The sequence below is a fragment of the Thermoanaerobacterium aotearoense genome, assembly GCF_009905255.1.
Taxonomy (GTDB): domain Bacteria; phylum Bacillota; class Thermoanaerobacteria; order Thermoanaerobacterales; family Thermoanaerobacteraceae; genus Thermoanaerobacterium; species Thermoanaerobacterium aotearoense.
In genome coordinates this window covers 1,983,110-2,002,131 of record NZ_CP047602.1, presented here as the reverse complement: position 1 = coordinate 2,002,131, position 19,022 = coordinate 1,983,110, and the positions used below count along the sequence as shown (strand labels likewise).

Genomic DNA, 19,022 nt, shown 5'->3' with positions numbered 1-19,022 from the left:
GATTACTTTTGCTTTCAAGGGATTTCCCTCTTTTTAAGATGTTTTAATAGTTCTTGTCTTGATATGTAGTAGGGAAATCCTTGAAGATAAAATGAAAAATTGCTTTTACAAACAAAGTTTTTTTGAAAGGAGGGAAAACGTTAATGCTTAAGATTATTCTATTTTGCTCTTCAGGTTCATCCACAAGCATGTTGATTGGAAAAATTGAAGAAGCAGCAAAAGCGAGAGGCATAGAAGTTGTTGTCGATGCATACCCTGAGGCACAGATGGAAAAATACGTAGAAGAAGCTGATGTGGTTCTCTTAGGCCCACAGGTAAAATTCATCTTGCCAAAAGCAAAGAAAATATGCAGCGAAAAAGGTGTGCCTGTAGATGTGATAAATCCAGTCGTCTACGGCATGATGGATGGGGAAAAAGTGTTAGACCAAGCTTTAAGCATGGCTAATAAATAGTTCTCATTTATAAGTTTTAAAACCAAAAATCTAAATTTAAGATAAGGAGTGTTATAAAAATGAGTAAGTTTACAGATTCGCTTGAAGAAAAATTGATGCCTATAGCAGGCAAAATCTCCGAAAATAGGTACTTGACATCAATTCGTGATGGCTTTATGCTTGCTGTTCCACTCATTACAATAGGTGCTGTTTTCTTGTTGCTGGCGTTTTTGCCCATACCTGGATACTCTGATTTTATGGCAAAGGCTTTTGGACCAAACTGGAATACATTCTTTATGAGGCCCTTTGAGGCTACAATGTCAATAATGAGTATATTTGTAGTATTTGGCATTGCGTATAGCCTCGCAGGGCATTATAAGATTGATGGTTTAAACACGGCTGCAACTGCACTCGTTGCATTTTTGATATTTACACCGTTTATAGTTAATTATACACCTGAAGGAGCTAAAAAAGCAATTCAAGTAAGTGGTGGCATACCAGTTGATTGGATGGGCTCAAAAGGTCTATTTGTAGGTATTTTGACGGCGATACTGTCAGTAGAAATCGTAAGATTTGTTATAAAAAGAGGCTGGGTAATTAAGATGCCAAAAGGTGTTCCACCTGCAGTTGAAAGAGCTTTCTCTGCATTGATACCTGCGGCTATAGTTGCTATCATCATCGATGTTATAAGAATGCTGTTTGCTATGACATCTTACGGTACAATACATCAATTTATCTACACAGTATTGCAGATACCTTTGACAAGACTTGGAGATACACTACCTGCTACATTGATTGCTAACTTCTTCGAAGGACTTTTCTGGTCATTTGGTATACACGGTGCAAATGTAGTTGGATCTGTTATGGGACCAATATGGCTGGCACTTGCAGCAGAGAACTTGCAGGCATTCCAAGCTGGTCATCCAGTTCCACACATCATAACACAGCAGTTCCACGACATGTACATGCTGGTAGGTGGCTCAGGCAGCACATTAGGACTTGTACTTGCTATGCTTTTCTTCTCGAAATCAAGACAGGTTAAGACTGTTGGAAAACTTGCTATAGTTCCTGGTTTATTCAATATCAATGAACCTGTAATATTCGGACTTCCAATTGTTTTAAACCCAATAATGGTAATACCATTCATATTGACACCGATGATTTTGGCTACTTTGACTTACATCGTCATGTCAATAGGTCTTGTTGGGCACCCAACAGGTGTTGTAATACCATGGACTACGCCACCTATTATCGGAGGACTTTTAGTATCAGGCTTTAGCGGTGCTGTATGGCAGATAATTGAATTAGTGATTTCGTTCTTCATATACTTGCCATTCTTAAGAGTCGTAGATAGACAGTACCTTGAGCAAGAGCAAGCGATGGCTGTTGAGAGCCAAAAAGGCTGATATAATTGCAATTAGGCGGTTACAGTCGTAATCGTCTAATTGCTTTAAACATTTTAAAAGGTGTAAGGAGATAAAATTTATGGGTGTTTTGGAAGAACTAAAAATAAGCCTGTTTATGCCTCAATACTACAAAAGATTAAAAGGCGAATCTATAGTTAAACTTCTCAGGTTTGACCTTATCTTGACGATTTTTGGCGTTGTCTATTTAACACTTATTAAACTTATAATATCACTATTTACAGGCAATTTTTCAGTGTTTTTAAATAGCTATTTAAAACTATCAATAAAAAATATTGCATCCTCATTACTATTTCTGTACATTGGTTTGATAGCGTCGTCGCTTGTGCTATCACTTGTCTTTTATGTTGTGGCACTTATAAAGAAGCAAAGAGAATTGAACTATTACGACTTGATAGTTTATGCGACGCATGCACTGGCGATATGTATTGTATTAGAAGAATTCTTCGGTCCATTAGTGATAATATTTTCCGTAGGATATTTTCTAATATCATTAGGTGGGGAAAAATTTATTGCAAGCTATGTGACTAACAAAACAAGAGGAGGAAAGAAAAATGGCAAAAGAGTATAAATTTCCAGAAGGTTTTTGGTGGGGTTCTGCCACATCTGCAACACAGATAGAAGGTGCTGCAAGCGAAGACGGGAAAGGAATGAATGTATGGGATTATTGGTACAAGCAAGTACCAAACCGCTTTTTTAATGGAGTAGGACCTGAAGTGACATCTGATTTTTACCATAGATATAAAGAAGACATAAAATTGATGAAAGAAATAGGACACAATTCGTTTAGATTTTCTATATCATGGTCAAGACTGATTCCGGGTGGAGTAGGTGAAGTAAACAAAAAAGCTGTAGATTTCTATAATAATGTCATAAATGAGCTTTTAGAAAATGGTATTATGCCTATAGCTACTTTGTTTCACTTCGATATGCCTATTGAAATGCAGCACATAGGAGGATTTGAAAGCCGTCAAGTCTTGGAGAATTACAAAAACTATGCTAAGACATGCTTTGAGCTTTTTGGAGATAGGGTAAAAAGATGGATTACTTTCAATGAACCTATAGTTCCAGCAGAGGGAGGATACCTTTATAACTTTCATTATCCTGATATCGTGGATTTTAAGAAAGCTATACAGGTATGTTTCAATACAGTTTTGGCAAGCGCAATGGCAATAAACGAGTTCAAAAAATCAAACATAAAAGATGGAAAAATCGGGATTGTATTAAACCTTACTCCATCATATCCTCGTAGCAATCATCCTGCAGATCTTAAGGCGGCAGAAATAGCTGATCTTCTTTTCAATAGAAGCTTTTTAGATCCATGTGTCAAAGGAGAGTATCCTGAGAAACTTGTAGAGCTTTTAAAGAGTTACAATCATTTACCGGTGTATACTGAGGATGATCTTGAACTCATAAAGAATAATACGGTTGACTATCTTGGAGTAAATTACTATCAGCCAAGAAGGGTTAAAGCAAAGGAAAACATGCCAAATCCTTATGGAGTATTTACGCCTGATTGGTTTTTTGATGAGTATGTAATGCCAGGAAGAAGGATGAATCCGTACAGAGGATGGGAGATATATGAAAAAGGAATATATGACATCTTGATAAATGTAAGGGACAACTATGGAAACATTGAATCGTATATTTCAGAAAACGGCATGGGCGTGGAAGGAGAAGAACGCTTCATAAAAGACGGTGTAATCCAGGATGATTATAGAATAGATTTTATCAAAGGTCATTTAATATGGCTTCATAAGGCGATTGAAGAAGGATGCAATGTAAAAGGCTATCACCTTTGGTCTTTCATGGACAACTGGTCATTTATAAACGCTTATAAAAATCGCTATGGGCTCGTATCAGTCGACATATCAACACAAAAGAGGACTATCAAGAAAAGTGGATATTGGTATAAAGAATTAGCAAAAAACAATGGGTTTAGCGAATGAAATTTTCCCTCTTTATGAGGGATTTTTTTATTTGTTATAGAAATTGTTATCTATAAAATTATTTTTTTCAGGAGATGTTTAAAATTAAGATAGAAGTAATAGTGAGATTAATCTACGAATTGCTATGTTTTTGAGATAAAAAATTTTTTATGATAAAGCAGGAATTTTTAAATTTTTGTAGAATAAATATTATAATATAGAAATTGATTACTATGGAGGTATTTAATTTGGAAAATGTAACGATAAAAGATGTTGCAAAGCATGCACAAGTGTCAATAGCAACTGTTTCGAGAGTGCTAAACGACAATTATCCTGTTAGTAAAGAGACTAAAGAAAAAGTTTTAAAAGCAATGAATGAGTTGAACTTTAAACCCAATAGTATAGCAAGAAGTTTGAAAAGCAATATTACACATTTAATTGGTGTAGTTATTCCTGATATTTCTAATTCGTTTTTTATGGAAATAATAAAAGGAATTGATAGTGTTGTCAGCAAGGAAGAATATAGTTTAATTCTTTCATACACAGATGAAAATTTCGATAAAGAGCTAAATGTTCTTAAAAGATTGTCACAAAAACGTGTTGATGCAATAATTTTGGCATCTTCGAATACAGATAATAAATATGTTGATGATTTAATTAAGGAAAATATTCCTGTTGTATTGATAGATAGAAAGATTAAAACCAGCAATGTGGACGTTATTGCAAGTGATGATTTCGGAAGTGCTTATACGTTGACTAAATATTTGATAGAAATGGGACATAGGGATATTTGTATTGTAAATGGCAATTTAAATGTTAGCACTGGCATAGAAAGATATGATGGATTTAAAGCCGCTATGATGGATTACAACATTGAAATTAAAGATGAGCTTGTACTAAATGGGTATTATTCTTGGGAAAAAGCATATGAAGAAGTAAAAAAATTAATTGTGGATAAAAAGATTATACCATCAGCTATTTTCGCAGCTAATAATAGGATGGCTGAAGGTACGATGCTAGTGTTAAAAGAGAATCATTTAAAAATTCCTGATGATGTTTCCCTTGTGACTTTTGAAGAAATTGAAAATCAGAAATTGATAGAACCAAAGCTTACCTGTATTAAACAAAATGCGTTGTTGATGGGGAAAAAAGCCGGACAAATGATTTTAGAAAGAATAAAAGATAAAGAAACGAATCCTAAAGAGATAGTTGTAGTGTCTGATCTCGTTATTAATGGCTCTGTCAAAAAAATAAATTAAATTAAACTATAGGTGGTGAATATAATGCCTGGAACAAATAGTGTTTTAGTGGTATCAAAAAATCAGCTTAACAAAATCAACACTTGGATGTTTTTACTGCGCGGATGTGCGATTCTGATTTTGGTATCAACATTTATTCCTGCATTGAACCCAGCGATGGTCAGTGGTTTGATTGATAAGAATTCTGCTTTATTTACTATGGCAGTGTCTTATAGTTCGCTTGTAGAAGGATTTACAAGAGCGATAAACAGAGGATGGGTTAATAGCAGTACAGTGCTAAACATATATGTTTCTTCTCTTCTGACATTTCTTAGTGTTGCGGCGATTGTGGCAGGTTGTTGCATGACGCTGGGTAAGTTGAAATTGCAAAGATTAGGTATAAAAATTATCATTATAGGGTGTGGAGCAGCTATAATTTCTTTGCTTCTTTTGTTTCCGGCGTATTATGCTCTTTGTGGAAGTACTAACCTTAACGCAGTTCAACCTATGATATCATATTCATATTTGATTTTTGCTATATTTTTAATTATTTGTGCTATATTAGGGATTGCTAATATAAAATTATTACCAAAGCCGTCGGAAAACGATAAATATGAAATGGAAGCAAAATATAAATTGTTTTTAATGGCGCTCCCGTTTGTAATCCTTTGCTTTTTGTTCTCATATTTGCCTCTTTGGGGATGGCGGTATGCATTTTTTGATTATACTCCAGGACTTGGACTAAGCTGGAATAATTTCGTTGGACTTAAATGGTTTGAATTTTTGTTTAAAAATGCAGCTAGTAGAGCTGATATCATAAGGGTTATGACAAATACTCTTGCGATGAGTGGAATTGGTATTGCAACGTCGTTCTTGCCAATGGCTTTTGCAATTTGCCTTACAGAAATAAGATCAGTAAAATTGAGAAAATCAATTCAAGTTGTTACAACGATACCGAATTTTATCAGTTGGGTTTTGGTATACAGTTTGGCTTTTGCCATGTTTTCTACTGAAGGTTTTGTCAACACAGTTTTGATAAAATTAGGATTGGAGAAAACTGCCACTAATTTTCTTATGAGTGGAAGTCATATTTGGCTTAAAATGTGGTTATGGGGAACATGGAAAGGTCTTGGATGGAGTGCAATCATATACATAGCAGCCATCTCAGGCATAGATCAACAACTTTATGAAGCAGCTACTGTGGATGGTGCAGGACGATTTAAAAAAATATGGCATATTACTATACCGGGACTTATGCCAACATTTTATGTGTTACTTCTCCTGAGTATTGCAGGCATTCTTTCAAATGGCATGGACCAATATTATGTATTCAGGAATGCGGCAAATCAAAATTCAATTGAGGTGTTAGATTTATACGTATATTTATTAGGGCTTGGCAGTGGGGGCACTGGAAATATACCGTTGGCAACGGTTGTTGGCATGTTGAAATCTGTAATCAGTATTACGTTATTAATGGCTGCAAATTGGTTTTCTAAATTGTTACGTGGTGAAAGTATAATTTAGGGGGATTAGTTATGAATGTAGATAGTGTAAATAAGACTAATTTATCATCGAAAAAGTTTAAGGTATTTAAGGTTAGAAATGATAGAAGTTTAGGCGATATAATTTTTGATTTCTTTAATCATGTGTTTTTCATATTGTTTAGTTTAATTTGCTTATTCCCATTTTATTATCTTTTTATAAACACTATAAGTGATAATAATTTAGTAAGCTCAGGACAGATATTATGGTATCCTAAAGGAATTCATTTTGATAATTACTTAGCTCTGCTACAAGTACATGATCTTGCAACTGCAACATTTGTATCTGTAGCCAGGACTATTTTAGGAACGGCTTTAATGGTATTGGCATCGGCTTTTGTTGGATATTTAGTGACAAAACAAAAAATGTATGGTCGTAAGTTCATTTATCGCTTTATAGTAATTACCATGTATTTTAATGCTGGTTTAATTCCATGGTATTTGAATATGTCCATGCTTGGCTTAACTAATAATTTTTGGGGTTATATAATTCCTGGAATAGTATCGCCATTTAATATTATATTAGTAAAAACATATATTGAGTCAATACCACCAGATCTTGAAGAAAGTGCCGAAATTGATGGAGCGGGATATTTTACTATATTTTGGAAAATTATTTTGCCGCTATCTAAGCCCATTTTAGCTACTATTGCCATATTTGGTGCTGTTGGCAATTGGAATAGTTTTACCGATTCTATGATATTAATGTCTGGGAATCCATCATTATATACATTACAGTATAGGTTGTATATATATTTGACAAGTACATCAGATTTAGCGACTCTCATGAATTCAGGCGGTTCAGTTTCTCAAAATGTCATAAATTCAGTCATGAATATGAGGACGATGAGAATGACTGTAGCGATGGTTACTCTTATTCCAATTTTGCTGGTATATCCATTTATGCAGCGATACTTTGAGAAAGGAATTATGATTGGTGCTGTTAAAGGATGAGATGTTTGGATAAGTTAAAAATTAATATTTTAAAAATATTAATTTTTATAAATATCATAATTTTAAAGGAGGTTTTAATGTGAAAATCAGGAAATTTGTAGCCGTTTTAGCAGCCAGTTTCATGGTATTATTTACGTTGGCTGGCTGCACACCTAAAGTAACTCAAACAAAATCAAATAATTCAAATGCTGTTTCAGCTAATTCAAAAGAAGGCGACATAGCATCAATCAGACCTATGAACCCTATAACACTTACTGTCTATAGCCAGCTGGCGAATTTTCAAGGTGAACAAACAGGATGGTTTGCGAAGGTCCTTTTGGACAAATTCAATGTAAAATTGAATATAGTTAAGGATGGCGACGGTGTCTTTGCTACAAGGCTGGAATCAGGCAATCTTGGTGATATAGTGGTATTTGGAAATGACTCTACAGATTACCAGACAGCAGTGAAAGCAGGCGCATTGCTTGATTGGAATAAAGACAATTTACTTGATGATTACGGTCCTTATATTAAAGCACATATGCAAATGGCATTGGAAAAGAATAAATCCATTTCTGGAGGACATATATATGGTTTTGGACACGATGTAGGCAGTAGTGCTACAGAACATTCAGCTCCATTTTATGGTCCGTTTATTAGATGGGATTTGTATAAACAGTTAGGATATCCAAAGATAAATACATTAGAAGATTTTATTCCTCTTTTAGAAAAAATGCAGCAATTAGCGCCAACATCTGATACAGGGAAGAAAACATATGGAGTCTCTTTATTTAAAGACTGGGATGGAAATATGGTTATGTTTGTAAAAGCAACGGCAGCTCTATACGGTTGGGATGAATTTGGATTTGGATTGTATAATGTGAATACAGGAGAGTATCAAGATGCACTAAAGCCAGGCGGAGAGTACTTAAGGATGTTAAAGTTCTACAATACTTTATATCAAAAAGGGTTACTTGATCCAAACTCCATGACGCAGACTTTTGACGATGTAACACAGACTTACAAAACAGGTGGTGCATTCTTTAATATATTTGACTTTATGAGCAGTGCAATATACAATACACCAGATCATCTGAAAGCAGGAAAGGCCATGATGCCTTTAGTAGCTTCTGATCAAAAAAATGTAGCTTACGGTTTAAATATGTATGGAGGAAATCGTGTCTGGACTATTGGTGCAAAAACACAATATCCTGAATTATGTATGGCTATTATAAATTGGCTATCGACACCTGAAGGTGTAATGACAAACAACTATGGACCGAAAGGAGTGACTTGGGATTACGATAAGGAAGGCAGACCGATTTTGACACAATTAGGTGAAAAAGCCATGAGTGATGGCAATACAGAGCTTCCTGCTCCATATTCAGGGAAATTCAGCGATGGTGTTGATGAAATAAATAACACTACTTGGGCAATAGATTCGAAAAATCCAGATGCGAAAAATGGAGATACTTACAACTATAAATTCTGGGAAACTCGACAATCATTGCCTGTAAGTTCAATTGAACAGGATTGGAGAGACAAAATGGGCGTTCCTAACTTGGATCAATATTTGGTGAAAAACAATCAATTAGCAATTTCCCTTGGAACTACTTATTCTGCTACACCTATGTCTAATGAATTAACTACTACCTGGAACCAAGTAAAGCAAATAATTGTAAATGGTTCTTGGAAAGCAATATATGCAAAATCAGATGCAGAATTTGACTCCATTGTAAAAGATATGACGAATCAAGCATATGCACATGGATATGAGGATTGTATAAAGTATCAACAGCATGAAGCACAGATACGTAAGTCATTAGATGACAAAGTGAGAAATAAATAAGCAGTATTGGGGTCTTACGCTTATTTGGTAAGATCCCAATTTTTCAATCAATTTAAACGAAAGGAGCATTTATCAATCATGAACATTGAAGGAAACAACCATTCTTCAGATAAAGAATTTGGTACGAAAAGTTATAACAATTTTAAAGCTGCAATATACTGCCCTGTCGGCGATTTAATAGGCATTACAGATATAGAGCTATTTGCAAAAAAATTTGAATGGATTGAGAAACATATAAACATAGGAAAAGTCTACTTGGAAACATATCGGCAAGGTGTTACTATTTCTAATGAACAAATCATAAAGTTAATAAACTTTTTTAAAGAAAAAGGAATTGAGACTGCAGGAGGGATTACGACTGACAATGCTCAAAATGGGGAAGGAGGTTTTAATCCACTATGCTATACCAATCCTGATACAGTTCAATTTCTAAAAGATGTGGTGGAATTTACGGCTTCACTATTTGATGAAATAATTTTAGATGATTTTTATTTTACAAATTGTAGATGTTCATCATGTATCGAAGCAAAAGGGAATAGATCGTGGAAAGATTTTAGATTAGAGTTGATGAAAGAAATCTCTGAGAAAATAATAGTCGGTGCAGCTAAAGCGGTAAATCCAAATGTAAAGATGATTATAAAATATCCAAATTGGTATGAACATTATCAGGAGACAGGATATAATCTTGAAGAGGAACCTAAGATTTTTGATGGAATTTATACAGGCACAGAAACGCGAAATCCTACATATACTCAACAGCATTTGCCAAAGTATCTAAGCTATTTTAATTTGCGTTATATGGAGAACGTAGCACCTAAGCGGAATGGTGGCGGTTGGTATGACCCATTTGAGTGTTCATACAATCTTACATCATACGCAGAGCAAGCTTACTTGACGTTGTTTGCAAAAGCAAAAGAGGTGATGATGTTTAGTTTAGGGTCATTATTGAATCCAGAGTTTTCGCTATGTGTGCCTGTAAATGGCCAAATTTTTACGGATTTGGATTCTTATTTAGGAGATATAGGTGAACCGATTGGTATTGCTACGTACTTGCCATATCATAGCCATGGGGAAGACTATTTGCATGACTATATAGGTATGTTGGGAATTCCACTTGAGCCATATCCTAAGTATCCCGAAAATGCCAAAACAATATTTTTAACAAAAACTGCAGCTATGGATAAAGATATTGTCTTTAAAGTAGCTAAAAGCTTAGAAAATGGTGCAGATGTTATAGTTACTTCTGGTTTTCTTGAAGCAGCTACAAATCTTGGATTTCAGAATGTATTGGCAAATGTTACAATAACAAATAGAAAGACAAGTATTAACAGTTACGCTTACTCAAATGATGGAGGAATTACATTTGGTGGCTGTGAAGAATCGTCAAAATCAATCGAAATACCACAAATAGAATTTCAGACTAATGATACTTGGGAACTTATTGCAGGCCTTGGACAGGATAATAACTTTCCTATATTGTTAAAAACAGTTTATGGGAAAGGACATCTATATATACTTACTATACCTGAAGATTATGGGGATTTATACAATTATCCCAGAAAAATTCTCTATATAATTCGAACTGTATTTTTGAAAAATAGTCCCGTAATGTTAGATTCTGTTTCAAAGATAGGATTGTTTCTTTATGATAATGACTGCTTTATTTTACATTCTTTTATACCTTGGTACGATGAAGTTTGCTTGATATTAAAAAATGGGTATACATCTGTAAAGGATTTGGTGAATAAAAAGATTTTAAAGGCGGAAATTGAGAAAGGAAATTATGTTATAAGACTTCGTGTTTCTCCAGGAATAAATAAAGCATTTAAGCTTATAAAAGAATGAATAATGTTTAACTGTGGTTTAAATTCAAAGTTAACGAAAAGGAGGTTTTGTTATGATACCAAAAAAAGCGAAATCTATTAACTGGTTTACAAATGCCCGTTTTGGTATGTTTATACACTGGGGATTGTATGCAATTCCTGCACGAGGTGAATGGGTACGCAGCCAAGAAAGAATATCTAATGAAGACTATGAAATATATTTTAGAGAATTCAATCCTACAAATTATGATCCTAAGAAATGGGCTCAATTGGCTAAATATGCAGGCATGAAATATGCTGTAATGACTGCGAAGCATCATGACGGATTTTGTTTATTTGACAGTAAATTAACTGATTATAAGTCCACAAATACGCCTGTTAAAAAAGATTTAATAAAAGATTACTTAGATGCTTTTCGAAAGGAGAATTTGCGCGTTGGATTATACTATTCGTTGCTTGATTGGCATCATGATGAATATCCTGCATATAATGATCCCTATCATCCCATGAGAGGAAATGAATTATTTAGAAACAAGGAGTATGATTTTTCTAAGTATGTAGATTACATGCACAGTCAGGTGAGAGAGCTTACAACAAATTACGGTAAGTTAGATATTATGTGGTTTGACTTTTCTTATGATGACAAAACAGGGGATGCATGGGGAGCATCAGAGCTTGTCAAAATGGTTCGTTCTAATCAACCAGAAATATTAATAAACAGTAGATTAGGTGGCAATTTAAAGTCAATAGATCCAGAAGTATATGCAGGTGATTTTGCAACACCTGAGCAGATGATTCCAGCAGAAGGTGTTTTTGATGAATTGGGCAATCCTGTGCCATGGGAAGCATGTATAACAATGAATGATCATTGGGGGTATTGTGCAATAGATAAAGATTTTAAATCTGCAAAACAAATTATAAGACTTTTGGTAGAATGTGTGAGTAAAGATGGCAATTTGCTTTTAAATGTTGGCCCAAATGCAAAAGGGGAAATACCAGAAGAATCTGTAGAGGTGCTTTTGCAAATAGGTAAATGGATGAATAAAAATAGCGATAGTATTTACGATTGTGGGTCATCTGAACTGCCAAAACCAGAATGGGGAAGGTACACGAAAAACGGAAAAAAACTATATGCACATATTTTTGAAAGAAGTTTAGGACCGATAGTATTGAAGGGATTAAAAGGGAAAATAAATAAAGCCAGATTGCTGTCTGATCTTTCAGAAATTAAAGTTACTGATTACTGGCATAACAATTTAGATGATCAAGATAGTGCATTTCTTGACGTTCAATGGGCAGGACTCCCGGACGAAATTGATACTGTAATCGAGTTGGAACTAAAATAATGAAAATACATCTTAATATATGATTATATATAGTTAAATGGAGGAAAATTTATGAGAGAGTATAAACCAATAAGTGAAAAATATCCACATTTTCTCCATGGAGGCGACTATAATCCAGATCAATGGCTATATTATCCTAAAATTTTAGATGAAGACATAAGATTGATGAAATTAGCTAATTGGAATGTGGTAAGTCTAGGCATATTTGCTTGGGCCGCTTTAGAACCAGAAGAAGGAAATTATCAATTTAAATGGTTGGACAGTATAATGGACAAGTTGTATGACAATGGAATATATGTCATACTTGCAACACCTAGTGCTGCACCTCCTGCATGGCTTCTTGAAAAGTATCCAGAAGTAGCGAGGGTTGATTCAAATAGAATAAGACATCTTTTTGGAGGGAGGCAGAACCATTGTTTTACATCTCCAATATACAGAGAAAAAGTGAGAAATATCAATAGAAAACTTGCAGAGAGATATAAGGACCATCCAGCTTTGATTGCTTGGCATGTATCAAATGAATACGGAAATGATTGTCATTGCAATTTATGTCAAGAAGCATTCAGAAATTGGCTTAAGAAAAAATACGATAATGATATAAAAAAATTAAATCATGAATGGTGGAGCTACTTTTGGAGCCATACATTTACAGATTGGTCACAGATACAAACGCCATCACCAATTGGCGAAACAACTATACATGGATTAAACTTGGATTACAAGAGATTTGTAACAGATCAGACTATAGATTTTTTTGAAAATGAGATTGCACCTTTAAAAGAGCTAACACCAAATATCCCTGTAACAACTAATTTTATGGGGACTTTTCCGGGACTTAACTATTGGAAATTTGCAAAACATCTTGATGTCATATCATGGGACAGTTATCCAACTTGGCATGGAAATGAAGAAGATTGGGTAGTTGCATATAAAACAGCATTTGTTCATGACATAAATCGCTCCCTTAAAAGTGGGCAGCCATTCATGCTGATGGAAAGCACACCAAGTGTTACAAATTGGCAGCCTGTCTCAAAATTAAAAAGACCAGGAATGCATGTTTTATCATCAATACAGGCAGTTGCTCATGGAGCAGATACTGTTCAGTATTTTCAATGGAGAAAAAGCAGGGGCGGATTTGAAAAATTTCATGGTGCAGTAGTGGATCACTGTGGACATGAGAACACAAGAGTATTTAAAGATGTTAAAGAAGTGGGAGAAATACTAAAAAAGTTAGATTCGATTATAGGTACAACTGTAGAACCAGAGGTGGCTATAATTTACGATTGGGAGAACAATTGGGCGATAGAAGATGCAAAAGGCCCAAGGCAAGAAAAAAAAGATTACCTTTTGACGTGTCAATCACATTATAGGCCATTTTGGAGTAAAGGTGTTCCGGTAGATGTGATCGACATGGAAAGCGATTTTAATAGATACAAGCTGTTGATAGCTCCAATGCTTTACATGATAAAAGAAGGTGTAACTGAAAAAATAAAACAATTCGTAAAAAGTGGTGGAACTTTTGTAACGACGTATTTAAGTGGCATAGCAAACGAAAATGATCTTTGTTATCTAGGTGGTTTTCCAGGACCGCTAAAAGAGGTATTGGGGATTTGGAGCGAAGAAATAGATGCATTGCACGATAAAGATGAAAATTATGTAGTTTTTAATGAAACTAATGAATTAGGTATTAAAGGTGAATATAAGGCGAAAGAGCTTTGCGAAATTATTCATCTTGAAGGAGGAAGAGATTTAGCCAAGTATAAAGGAGACTTTTATGCAGGTTATCCTGCTGTGACAGTTAATAATTATGGTAATGGAAAGGCATATTATATAGCATTTAGAAATAATGATGATTTTGTGGATGATTTCTATGACAAAATAATAGAACTTTTAGATATAAAAAGAACGATAGATATTGATTTGCCAATGGGCGTTACTGCTCAATTACGAACAGATGGAAATAGAGAATTTATATTCTTGTTAAACTTCACAGATGAAGAAAAGAAATTAGATCTAAAAGACATTGAATATATAGATATAGTAGATAATAGCATGTTAGACGGAAAAGTTATGTTGCCGCCTTATGGATTTAAGATTATAGAAAATAGAAAACAAGGGGTTGATAGATAATGAAATTTACAGATGGAAATTGGCTTGTTAGAGAAGAATACAAGGTTTATGGAGCCACTGAAGTAAATGATTATGAGATTAGTGATAATAGTGTAATTTTATATGTACCTACGTTTCATGTAAACAGTAGAGGAGATACATTAGGCGGTCCTCTTCTGACTGTAGAAATAAGTTCGCCTATGGAAGATGTGATTAGTGTTAAATTATATCATTTTAAAGGTAAAGCAAATAAGAGCCCTAAATTTGAGATAAACAGAAAAGATGTCATAGAAGTAGGTATCAAACAAGATGATAGTCATATTACTTTTACAAGCGGAAATCTTACGGCTAAGATAAAAACTAAAGGAGATTGGTCAATTGACTTTTTTATAGGCGATAGACGAATTACTGGTACAGGTTTTAAAAACATGGCATATATAACATCGCAAAATGGAAAAAATTATTTAAGAGAGCAATTAGACTTGGGTGTTGATGAATATATATATGGCTTAGGAGAGAGGTTTACGCCTTTTATTAAAAATGGTCAACAGGTAGATATATGGAATAGGGATGGTGGTACCAGCAGTGAGCAAGCGTATAAAAATATACCACTTTATGTAACAAACAAAGGATATGGTGTTTTTGTAAATGATACTGGACTTGTATCATATGAGATAGCTTCTGAGAGAGTTTCAAAAGTGCAGTTTAGTGTAATGGATGAAGAGATGGAATATTTTATAATCGGCGGAGGAACCATAAAAGACGTACTTATAAATTATACTTCTCTAACAGGTAAGCCATCATTGCCTCCTGCGTGGTCATTTGGATTGTGGCTTACAACATCATTTTTAACAAATTATGATGAGAAGACGGTTAGCTTTTTTATAGATGAAATGCTAAGGAGGGACATACCACTTAGTGTATTTCACTTTGATTGTTTTTGGATGAAGGAATTTCAGTGGTGTGATTTTGAATGGGACTCAAGATACTTTCCTGATCCTGAAAATATGTTAAAGAGGTTAAAGGAAAAGGGCGTTAAGATATCTGTTTGGATAAATCCATATATAGCTCAAAAGTCGAAACTATTTGCTGAAGCAGCAAAAAACGGCTATCTCCTGAAAAAGGCAAATGGGGATGTATGGCAATGGGATCTATGGCAGCCTGGAATGGGAATAGTTGATTTCACAAATCCTTATGCGTGCCAATGGTTTTCATCAAAATTAGAAAAACTTGTTGACATGGGCGTAGATTGCTTTAAGACAGACTTTGGTGAGAGAATCCCAACAGATGTTGTTTACTATGATGGCTCTGATCCTGAAAAAATGCACAACTATTATACATTTTTATACAACAAAGTAGTTTATAATACACTTGCTAAAAAATTTGGGAAAGATAAAGCGATTGTTTTTGCAAGGTCAGCTACAGTAGGTAGTCAACAGTTCCCAGTTCATTGGGGTGGAGACTGCAATGCTACATATGAATCAATGGCAGAAACCTTACGTGGTGGTTTGTCATTAAGCATGTCTGGATTTGCTTTTTGGAGTCATGATATAGCAGGATTTGAAAGTACAGCCACGCCAGATATATATAAAAGATGGACGGCTTTTGGACTTTTGTCATCACATAGTAGACTTCACGGTAATGCAGCATATAAAGTGCCTTGGGTATACGATGAAGAAGCAGTTGATGTATTAAGGCATTTTACAAGATTGAAAAACAAATTGATGCCTTACCTTTATTCAAAAGCTTATGAAGCATCAATTACTGGCATACCAATAATGAGGACAATGGTTATGGAATTTCAAGATGATCCAACTTGTGCGTACATTGATAGACAATATATGCTTGGAGATTCTCTATTAGTTGCTCCAATATTTAATGAAGAAGGAATTGCAAAATACTATTTACCAAATGGGAAATGGACTAATTATTTAAATGGCGCGGTCATAGATGGTCAACAATGGATTCAAGAGAAACATGGTTACATGAGCATACCTCTTATGGTTAGACCAAATACGATTATCGCAACAGGAAATATTGACAGTAGACCTGACTATGATTATTTGGACAATGTAACTTTTGAGATATTCCAGTTAGAAGATGGTTTAGAGACATCTACAATAGTTTATGGAATAAACGGAGAAGATAAAGTGACCGTAATTGCTAAAAAAGAAAGAAATTCAATTGAAGTGAATGTAAATGGTACCCAAAAACCTTGGACCATATTGCTGAGAGGAATTTATAATGTAAATGAAGTAGCAGGCGCTTCATATGATAATTGTGAGTTTGGCGTAAGGATAATACCTGAGAAAGATAGTTCAAAAATAAATATCATATTGTTATGAAATATTATCAATAAACAAAAGGTTTCCATTAATAAACTTATAATGTGGAAACCTTTTATTTTATTTTCATAAAAAATTTTTAAAATCAAAGAAGGAATTTTAAAAATGACGTCGAATATATTATAATAAGATGTACGTACAATGATAAAATTATATGTAATTTATAAGCACGTAAAAAGAATTGCCTTAAAATGGCTGATAATCTAAGGAAAGATGTTAGCATAAAAAAATTTTAAAAAAATTTTAAAATAGAAGGAGGAATTTTAAAAAACATGTAGAATATATATTAATATAAGATGTACGTATAAATCAAAATCATAATGTCAAATGTATAGATAAGTATTGCGGTTATTCGATAAAAGTAAACTTTATATTAAGGGAGCATTTATATGTTAGCAAAAATCGTTATCAATGCGGATAATAAAAAAGGCAAGATCAGTAAAAATATCTACGGACATTTTGCAGAGCATTTAGGAAGATGTATTTATGGTGGATTTTGGGTTGGAAAAGATTCAGAGATACCCAATATAGATGGGATTCGGAAAGATGTTGTTGAAGCATTAAAGAAGATTAAGATACCTGTGTTGAGATGGCCTGGTGGATGTTTTGCGGATGAATACCATTGGAAAGATGGTATAGGACCTTACGAATCAAGACCAAAGATGGTCAATGTACATTGGGGCGGTGTAATCGAAAACAACCATTTTGGTACACACGAGTTTTTTGAATTATGCGATCTTTTGAATGCAGAGCCATATATTTGCGGTAATGTAGGCAGTGGTACAGTCCAAGAGATGAGAGAATGGATAGAATACATGACATTTGATGGAGAGTCGCCAATGGCAAGTTTGCGAGCTTCAAATGGTAGAAAAGAACCGTGGAAGCTTAAATACTTTGGTGTTGGCAATGAAAGCTGGGGCTGCGGTGGTAATATGCGTCCAGAGTATTATGTTGATGTATATAGAAGATATTCCACATATGTAAGGAATTTTGGCAGCAATAGGATATTTAAGATTGCTTGTGGACCCAATACAAACGATTATAATTGGACAGAAGTGTTGATGAGAGAAGCTGGAAAGTTTATGGATGGCCTTAGTTTGCATTACTATACAGTACCAGGCACATGGGAAAGAAAAGGAACAGCTACTAATTTTGACGAAGAAGAATGGTTTATTACCATGAAGAAAGCGTTGTACATGGACGAATTAATAACAAAACATTCTACGATAATGGATAAATATGATTCTGAAAAAAGCGTTGCGTTAGTTGTAGATGAATGGGGCACATGGTACGATGTAGAGCCTGGTACAAACCCTGGGTTTTTGTATCAACAAAATACAATGAGAGATGCTCTAGTTGCAGGCATTCACTTTAACATATTTAATAAGCATTGCGATAGAGTCAAAATGGCTAATATAGCACAGACCGTAAATGTTTTACAAGCCGTTATTCTTACAGATGGGCCTCAAATGGTACTCACACCGACATATCATGTATTTGACATGTATAAGGTTCATCAAGATGCAGAATTATTAGATTTTAATATTGATACACCTGAATATATGGTAGATTCAGAAGAAAGCATACCTCAAGTGACAGCAACTGTTTCTACTGATGATAGTGGGAAAATTCATATTTCTCTGTGCAATCTAAGTCCTAAAGAATCAATAACAGTGGAGTGTGAACTTAGAGGAGCAAATGTAAACAAAGTAACAGGGACAATATTAACTGCTGATGAAATGAATGCACATAATACTTTTGACAATCCTAATAAAGTTGTACCCAAAGAATTTGACGAAATTAAAATTACTGAAAATAAGATGGTTATAACAATGCCTAAGATGGCGATTGTAGGGGTAAAAGCATGTATATAGGTAGAATATTTGTAAAAGATTTTAAGTTTGAAAGGATTTATTTCTATAACTTGTTTTCATAAGGATTTTTCCATTGTGATCAATTGATGACGAACTAAATAACATTTTAGACATTTTTGAATGGAAAAATCCTTTGAAATAAATTAAATGCCTTATATTTATTATAAGGTTATACAAAAAA

Annotated in this window: 13 protein-coding genes; all 13 read left to right on the top strand. The window is 34.2% G+C overall.

The genetic code is table 11. From position 1 onward, the window contains the following. Window positions 1–143: 143 nt before the first annotated feature. The 13 genes from GSH73_RS09985 (at window position 144) to GSH73_RS09925 (ending at window position 18,841) form a co-directional block, all read left to right on the top strand. The gene (locus GSH73_RS09985; RefSeq protein ID WP_014758156.1) at window positions 144–452 is read left to right on the top strand and encodes a PTS sugar transporter subunit IIB; all 309 of its coding nucleotides are present in this window, start codon (window positions 144–146) and stop codon (window positions 450–452) included. A gap of 59 nt (window positions 453–511) precedes the next feature. Then, window positions 512–1,837, top strand: a complete 1,326-nt coding sequence (gene celB / locus GSH73_RS09980; protein WP_014758157.1) for a PTS cellobiose transporter subunit IIC — start codon at window positions 512–514, stop codon at window positions 1,835–1,837. Window positions 1,838–1,916: 79 nt separating this feature from the next. After that, window positions 1,917–2,426: a hypothetical protein gene (locus tag GSH73_RS09975; RefSeq protein WP_014758158.1), complete on the top strand. Its 510-nt coding sequence runs from the start codon at window positions 1,917–1,919 to the stop codon at window positions 2,424–2,426. Next, on the top strand, window positions 2,410–3,804 hold the full coding sequence (locus GSH73_RS09970; protein ID WP_014758159.1) for a glycoside hydrolase family 1 protein: 1,395 nt from the start codon (window positions 2,410–2,412) through the stop codon (window positions 3,802–3,804). Before GSH73_RS09975 ends, GSH73_RS09970 begins: the two co-directional genes overlap by 17 nt. Window positions 3,805–4,031: 227 nt before the next feature. Beyond that, window positions 4,032–5,042, top strand: coding sequence for a LacI family DNA-binding transcriptional regulator (locus GSH73_RS09965; RefSeq protein ID WP_014758160.1), 1,011 nt, complete (start codon window positions 4,032–4,034; stop codon window positions 5,040–5,042). 24 nt (window positions 5,043–5,066) lie between these two features. Beyond that, a complete protein-coding gene (locus tag GSH73_RS13465; RefSeq protein ID WP_014758161.1) occupies window positions 5,067–6,545 on the top strand; it encodes an ABC transporter permease in 1,479 nt (492 codons plus the stop codon). Between the two features lie 11 nt (window positions 6,546–6,556). Further along, complete coding sequence (locus GSH73_RS09955; RefSeq protein WP_014758162.1) at window positions 6,557–7,516, top strand: carbohydrate ABC transporter permease; 960 nt, start codon at window positions 6,557–6,559, stop codon at window positions 7,514–7,516. 79 nt (window positions 7,517–7,595) lie between these two features. Further along, window positions 7,596–9,344, top strand: coding sequence for a type 2 periplasmic-binding domain-containing protein (locus GSH73_RS09950; protein WP_014758163.1), 1,749 nt, complete (start codon window positions 7,596–7,598; stop codon window positions 9,342–9,344). Between the two features lie 78 nt (window positions 9,345–9,422). After that, the gene (locus GSH73_RS09945) at window positions 9,423–11,189 is read left to right on the top strand and encodes a hypothetical protein (protein WP_014758164.1); all 1,767 of its coding nucleotides are present in this window, start codon (window positions 9,423–9,425) and stop codon (window positions 11,187–11,189) included. A gap of 52 nt (window positions 11,190–11,241) precedes the next feature. After that, a complete protein-coding gene (locus GSH73_RS09940) occupies window positions 11,242–12,513 on the top strand; it encodes an alpha-L-fucosidase (RefSeq protein ID WP_014758165.1) in 1,272 nt (423 codons plus the stop codon). A gap of 51 nt (window positions 12,514–12,564) precedes the next feature. Beyond that, window positions 12,565–14,643 carry a beta-galactosidase gene (locus GSH73_RS09935; protein WP_014758166.1) on the top strand — a complete coding sequence of 693 codons (2,079 nt, stop codon included), beginning with the start codon at window positions 12,565–12,567 and terminating at the stop codon, window positions 14,641–14,643. Further along, on the top strand, window positions 14,643–16,967 hold the full coding sequence (yicI, locus tag GSH73_RS09930) for an alpha-xylosidase (RefSeq protein WP_014758167.1): 2,325 nt from the start codon (window positions 14,643–14,645) through the stop codon (window positions 16,965–16,967). The genes GSH73_RS09935 and yicI overlap by 1 nt, the downstream gene beginning before the upstream one ends. Before the next feature lie 389 nt (window positions 16,968–17,356). Further along, window positions 17,357–18,841: an alpha-N-arabinofuranosidase gene (locus GSH73_RS09925; RefSeq protein ID WP_014758168.1), complete on the top strand. Its 1,485-nt coding sequence runs from the start codon at window positions 17,357–17,359 to the stop codon at window positions 18,839–18,841. Window positions 18,842–19,022: the final 181 nt, after the last annotated feature.

What these genes read in the sequence shown, in the direction of transcription:
- GSH73_RS09985 (WP_014758156.1), top strand. Translation starts at nt 144, where the DNA reads ATGCTTAAGATTATTCTATTTTGCTCTTCAGGTTCATCCACAAGCATG.
- celB (WP_014758157.1), top strand. Translation starts at nt 512, where the DNA reads ATGAGTAAGTTTACAGATTCGCTTGAAGAAAAATTGATGCCTATAGCA.
- GSH73_RS09975 (WP_014758158.1), top strand. Translation starts at nt 1,917, where the DNA reads ATGGGTGTTTTGGAAGAACTAAAAATAAGCCTGTTTATGCCTCAATAC.
- GSH73_RS09970 (WP_014758159.1), top strand. Translation starts at nt 2,410, where the DNA reads ATGGCAAAAGAGTATAAATTTCCAGAAGGTTTTTGGTGGGGTTCTGCC.
- GSH73_RS13465 (WP_014758161.1), top strand. Translation starts at nt 5,067, where the DNA reads ATGCCTGGAACAAATAGTGTTTTAGTGGTATCAAAAAATCAGCTTAAC.
- GSH73_RS09955 (WP_014758162.1), top strand. Translation starts at nt 6,557, where the DNA reads ATGAATGTAGATAGTGTAAATAAGACTAATTTATCATCGAAAAAGTTT.
- GSH73_RS09945 (WP_014758164.1), top strand. Translation starts at nt 9,423, where the DNA reads ATGAACATTGAAGGAAACAACCATTCTTCAGATAAAGAATTTGGTACG.
- GSH73_RS09940 (WP_014758165.1), top strand. Translation starts at nt 11,242, where the DNA reads ATGATACCAAAAAAAGCGAAATCTATTAACTGGTTTACAAATGCCCGT.
- GSH73_RS09935 (WP_014758166.1), top strand. Translation starts at nt 12,565, where the DNA reads ATGAGAGAGTATAAACCAATAAGTGAAAAATATCCACATTTTCTCCAT.
- yicI (WP_014758167.1), top strand. Translation starts at nt 14,643, where the DNA reads ATGAAATTTACAGATGGAAATTGGCTTGTTAGAGAAGAATACAAGGTT.
- GSH73_RS09925 (WP_014758168.1), top strand. Translation starts at nt 17,357, where the DNA reads ATGTTAGCAAAAATCGTTATCAATGCGGATAATAAAAAAGGCAAGATC.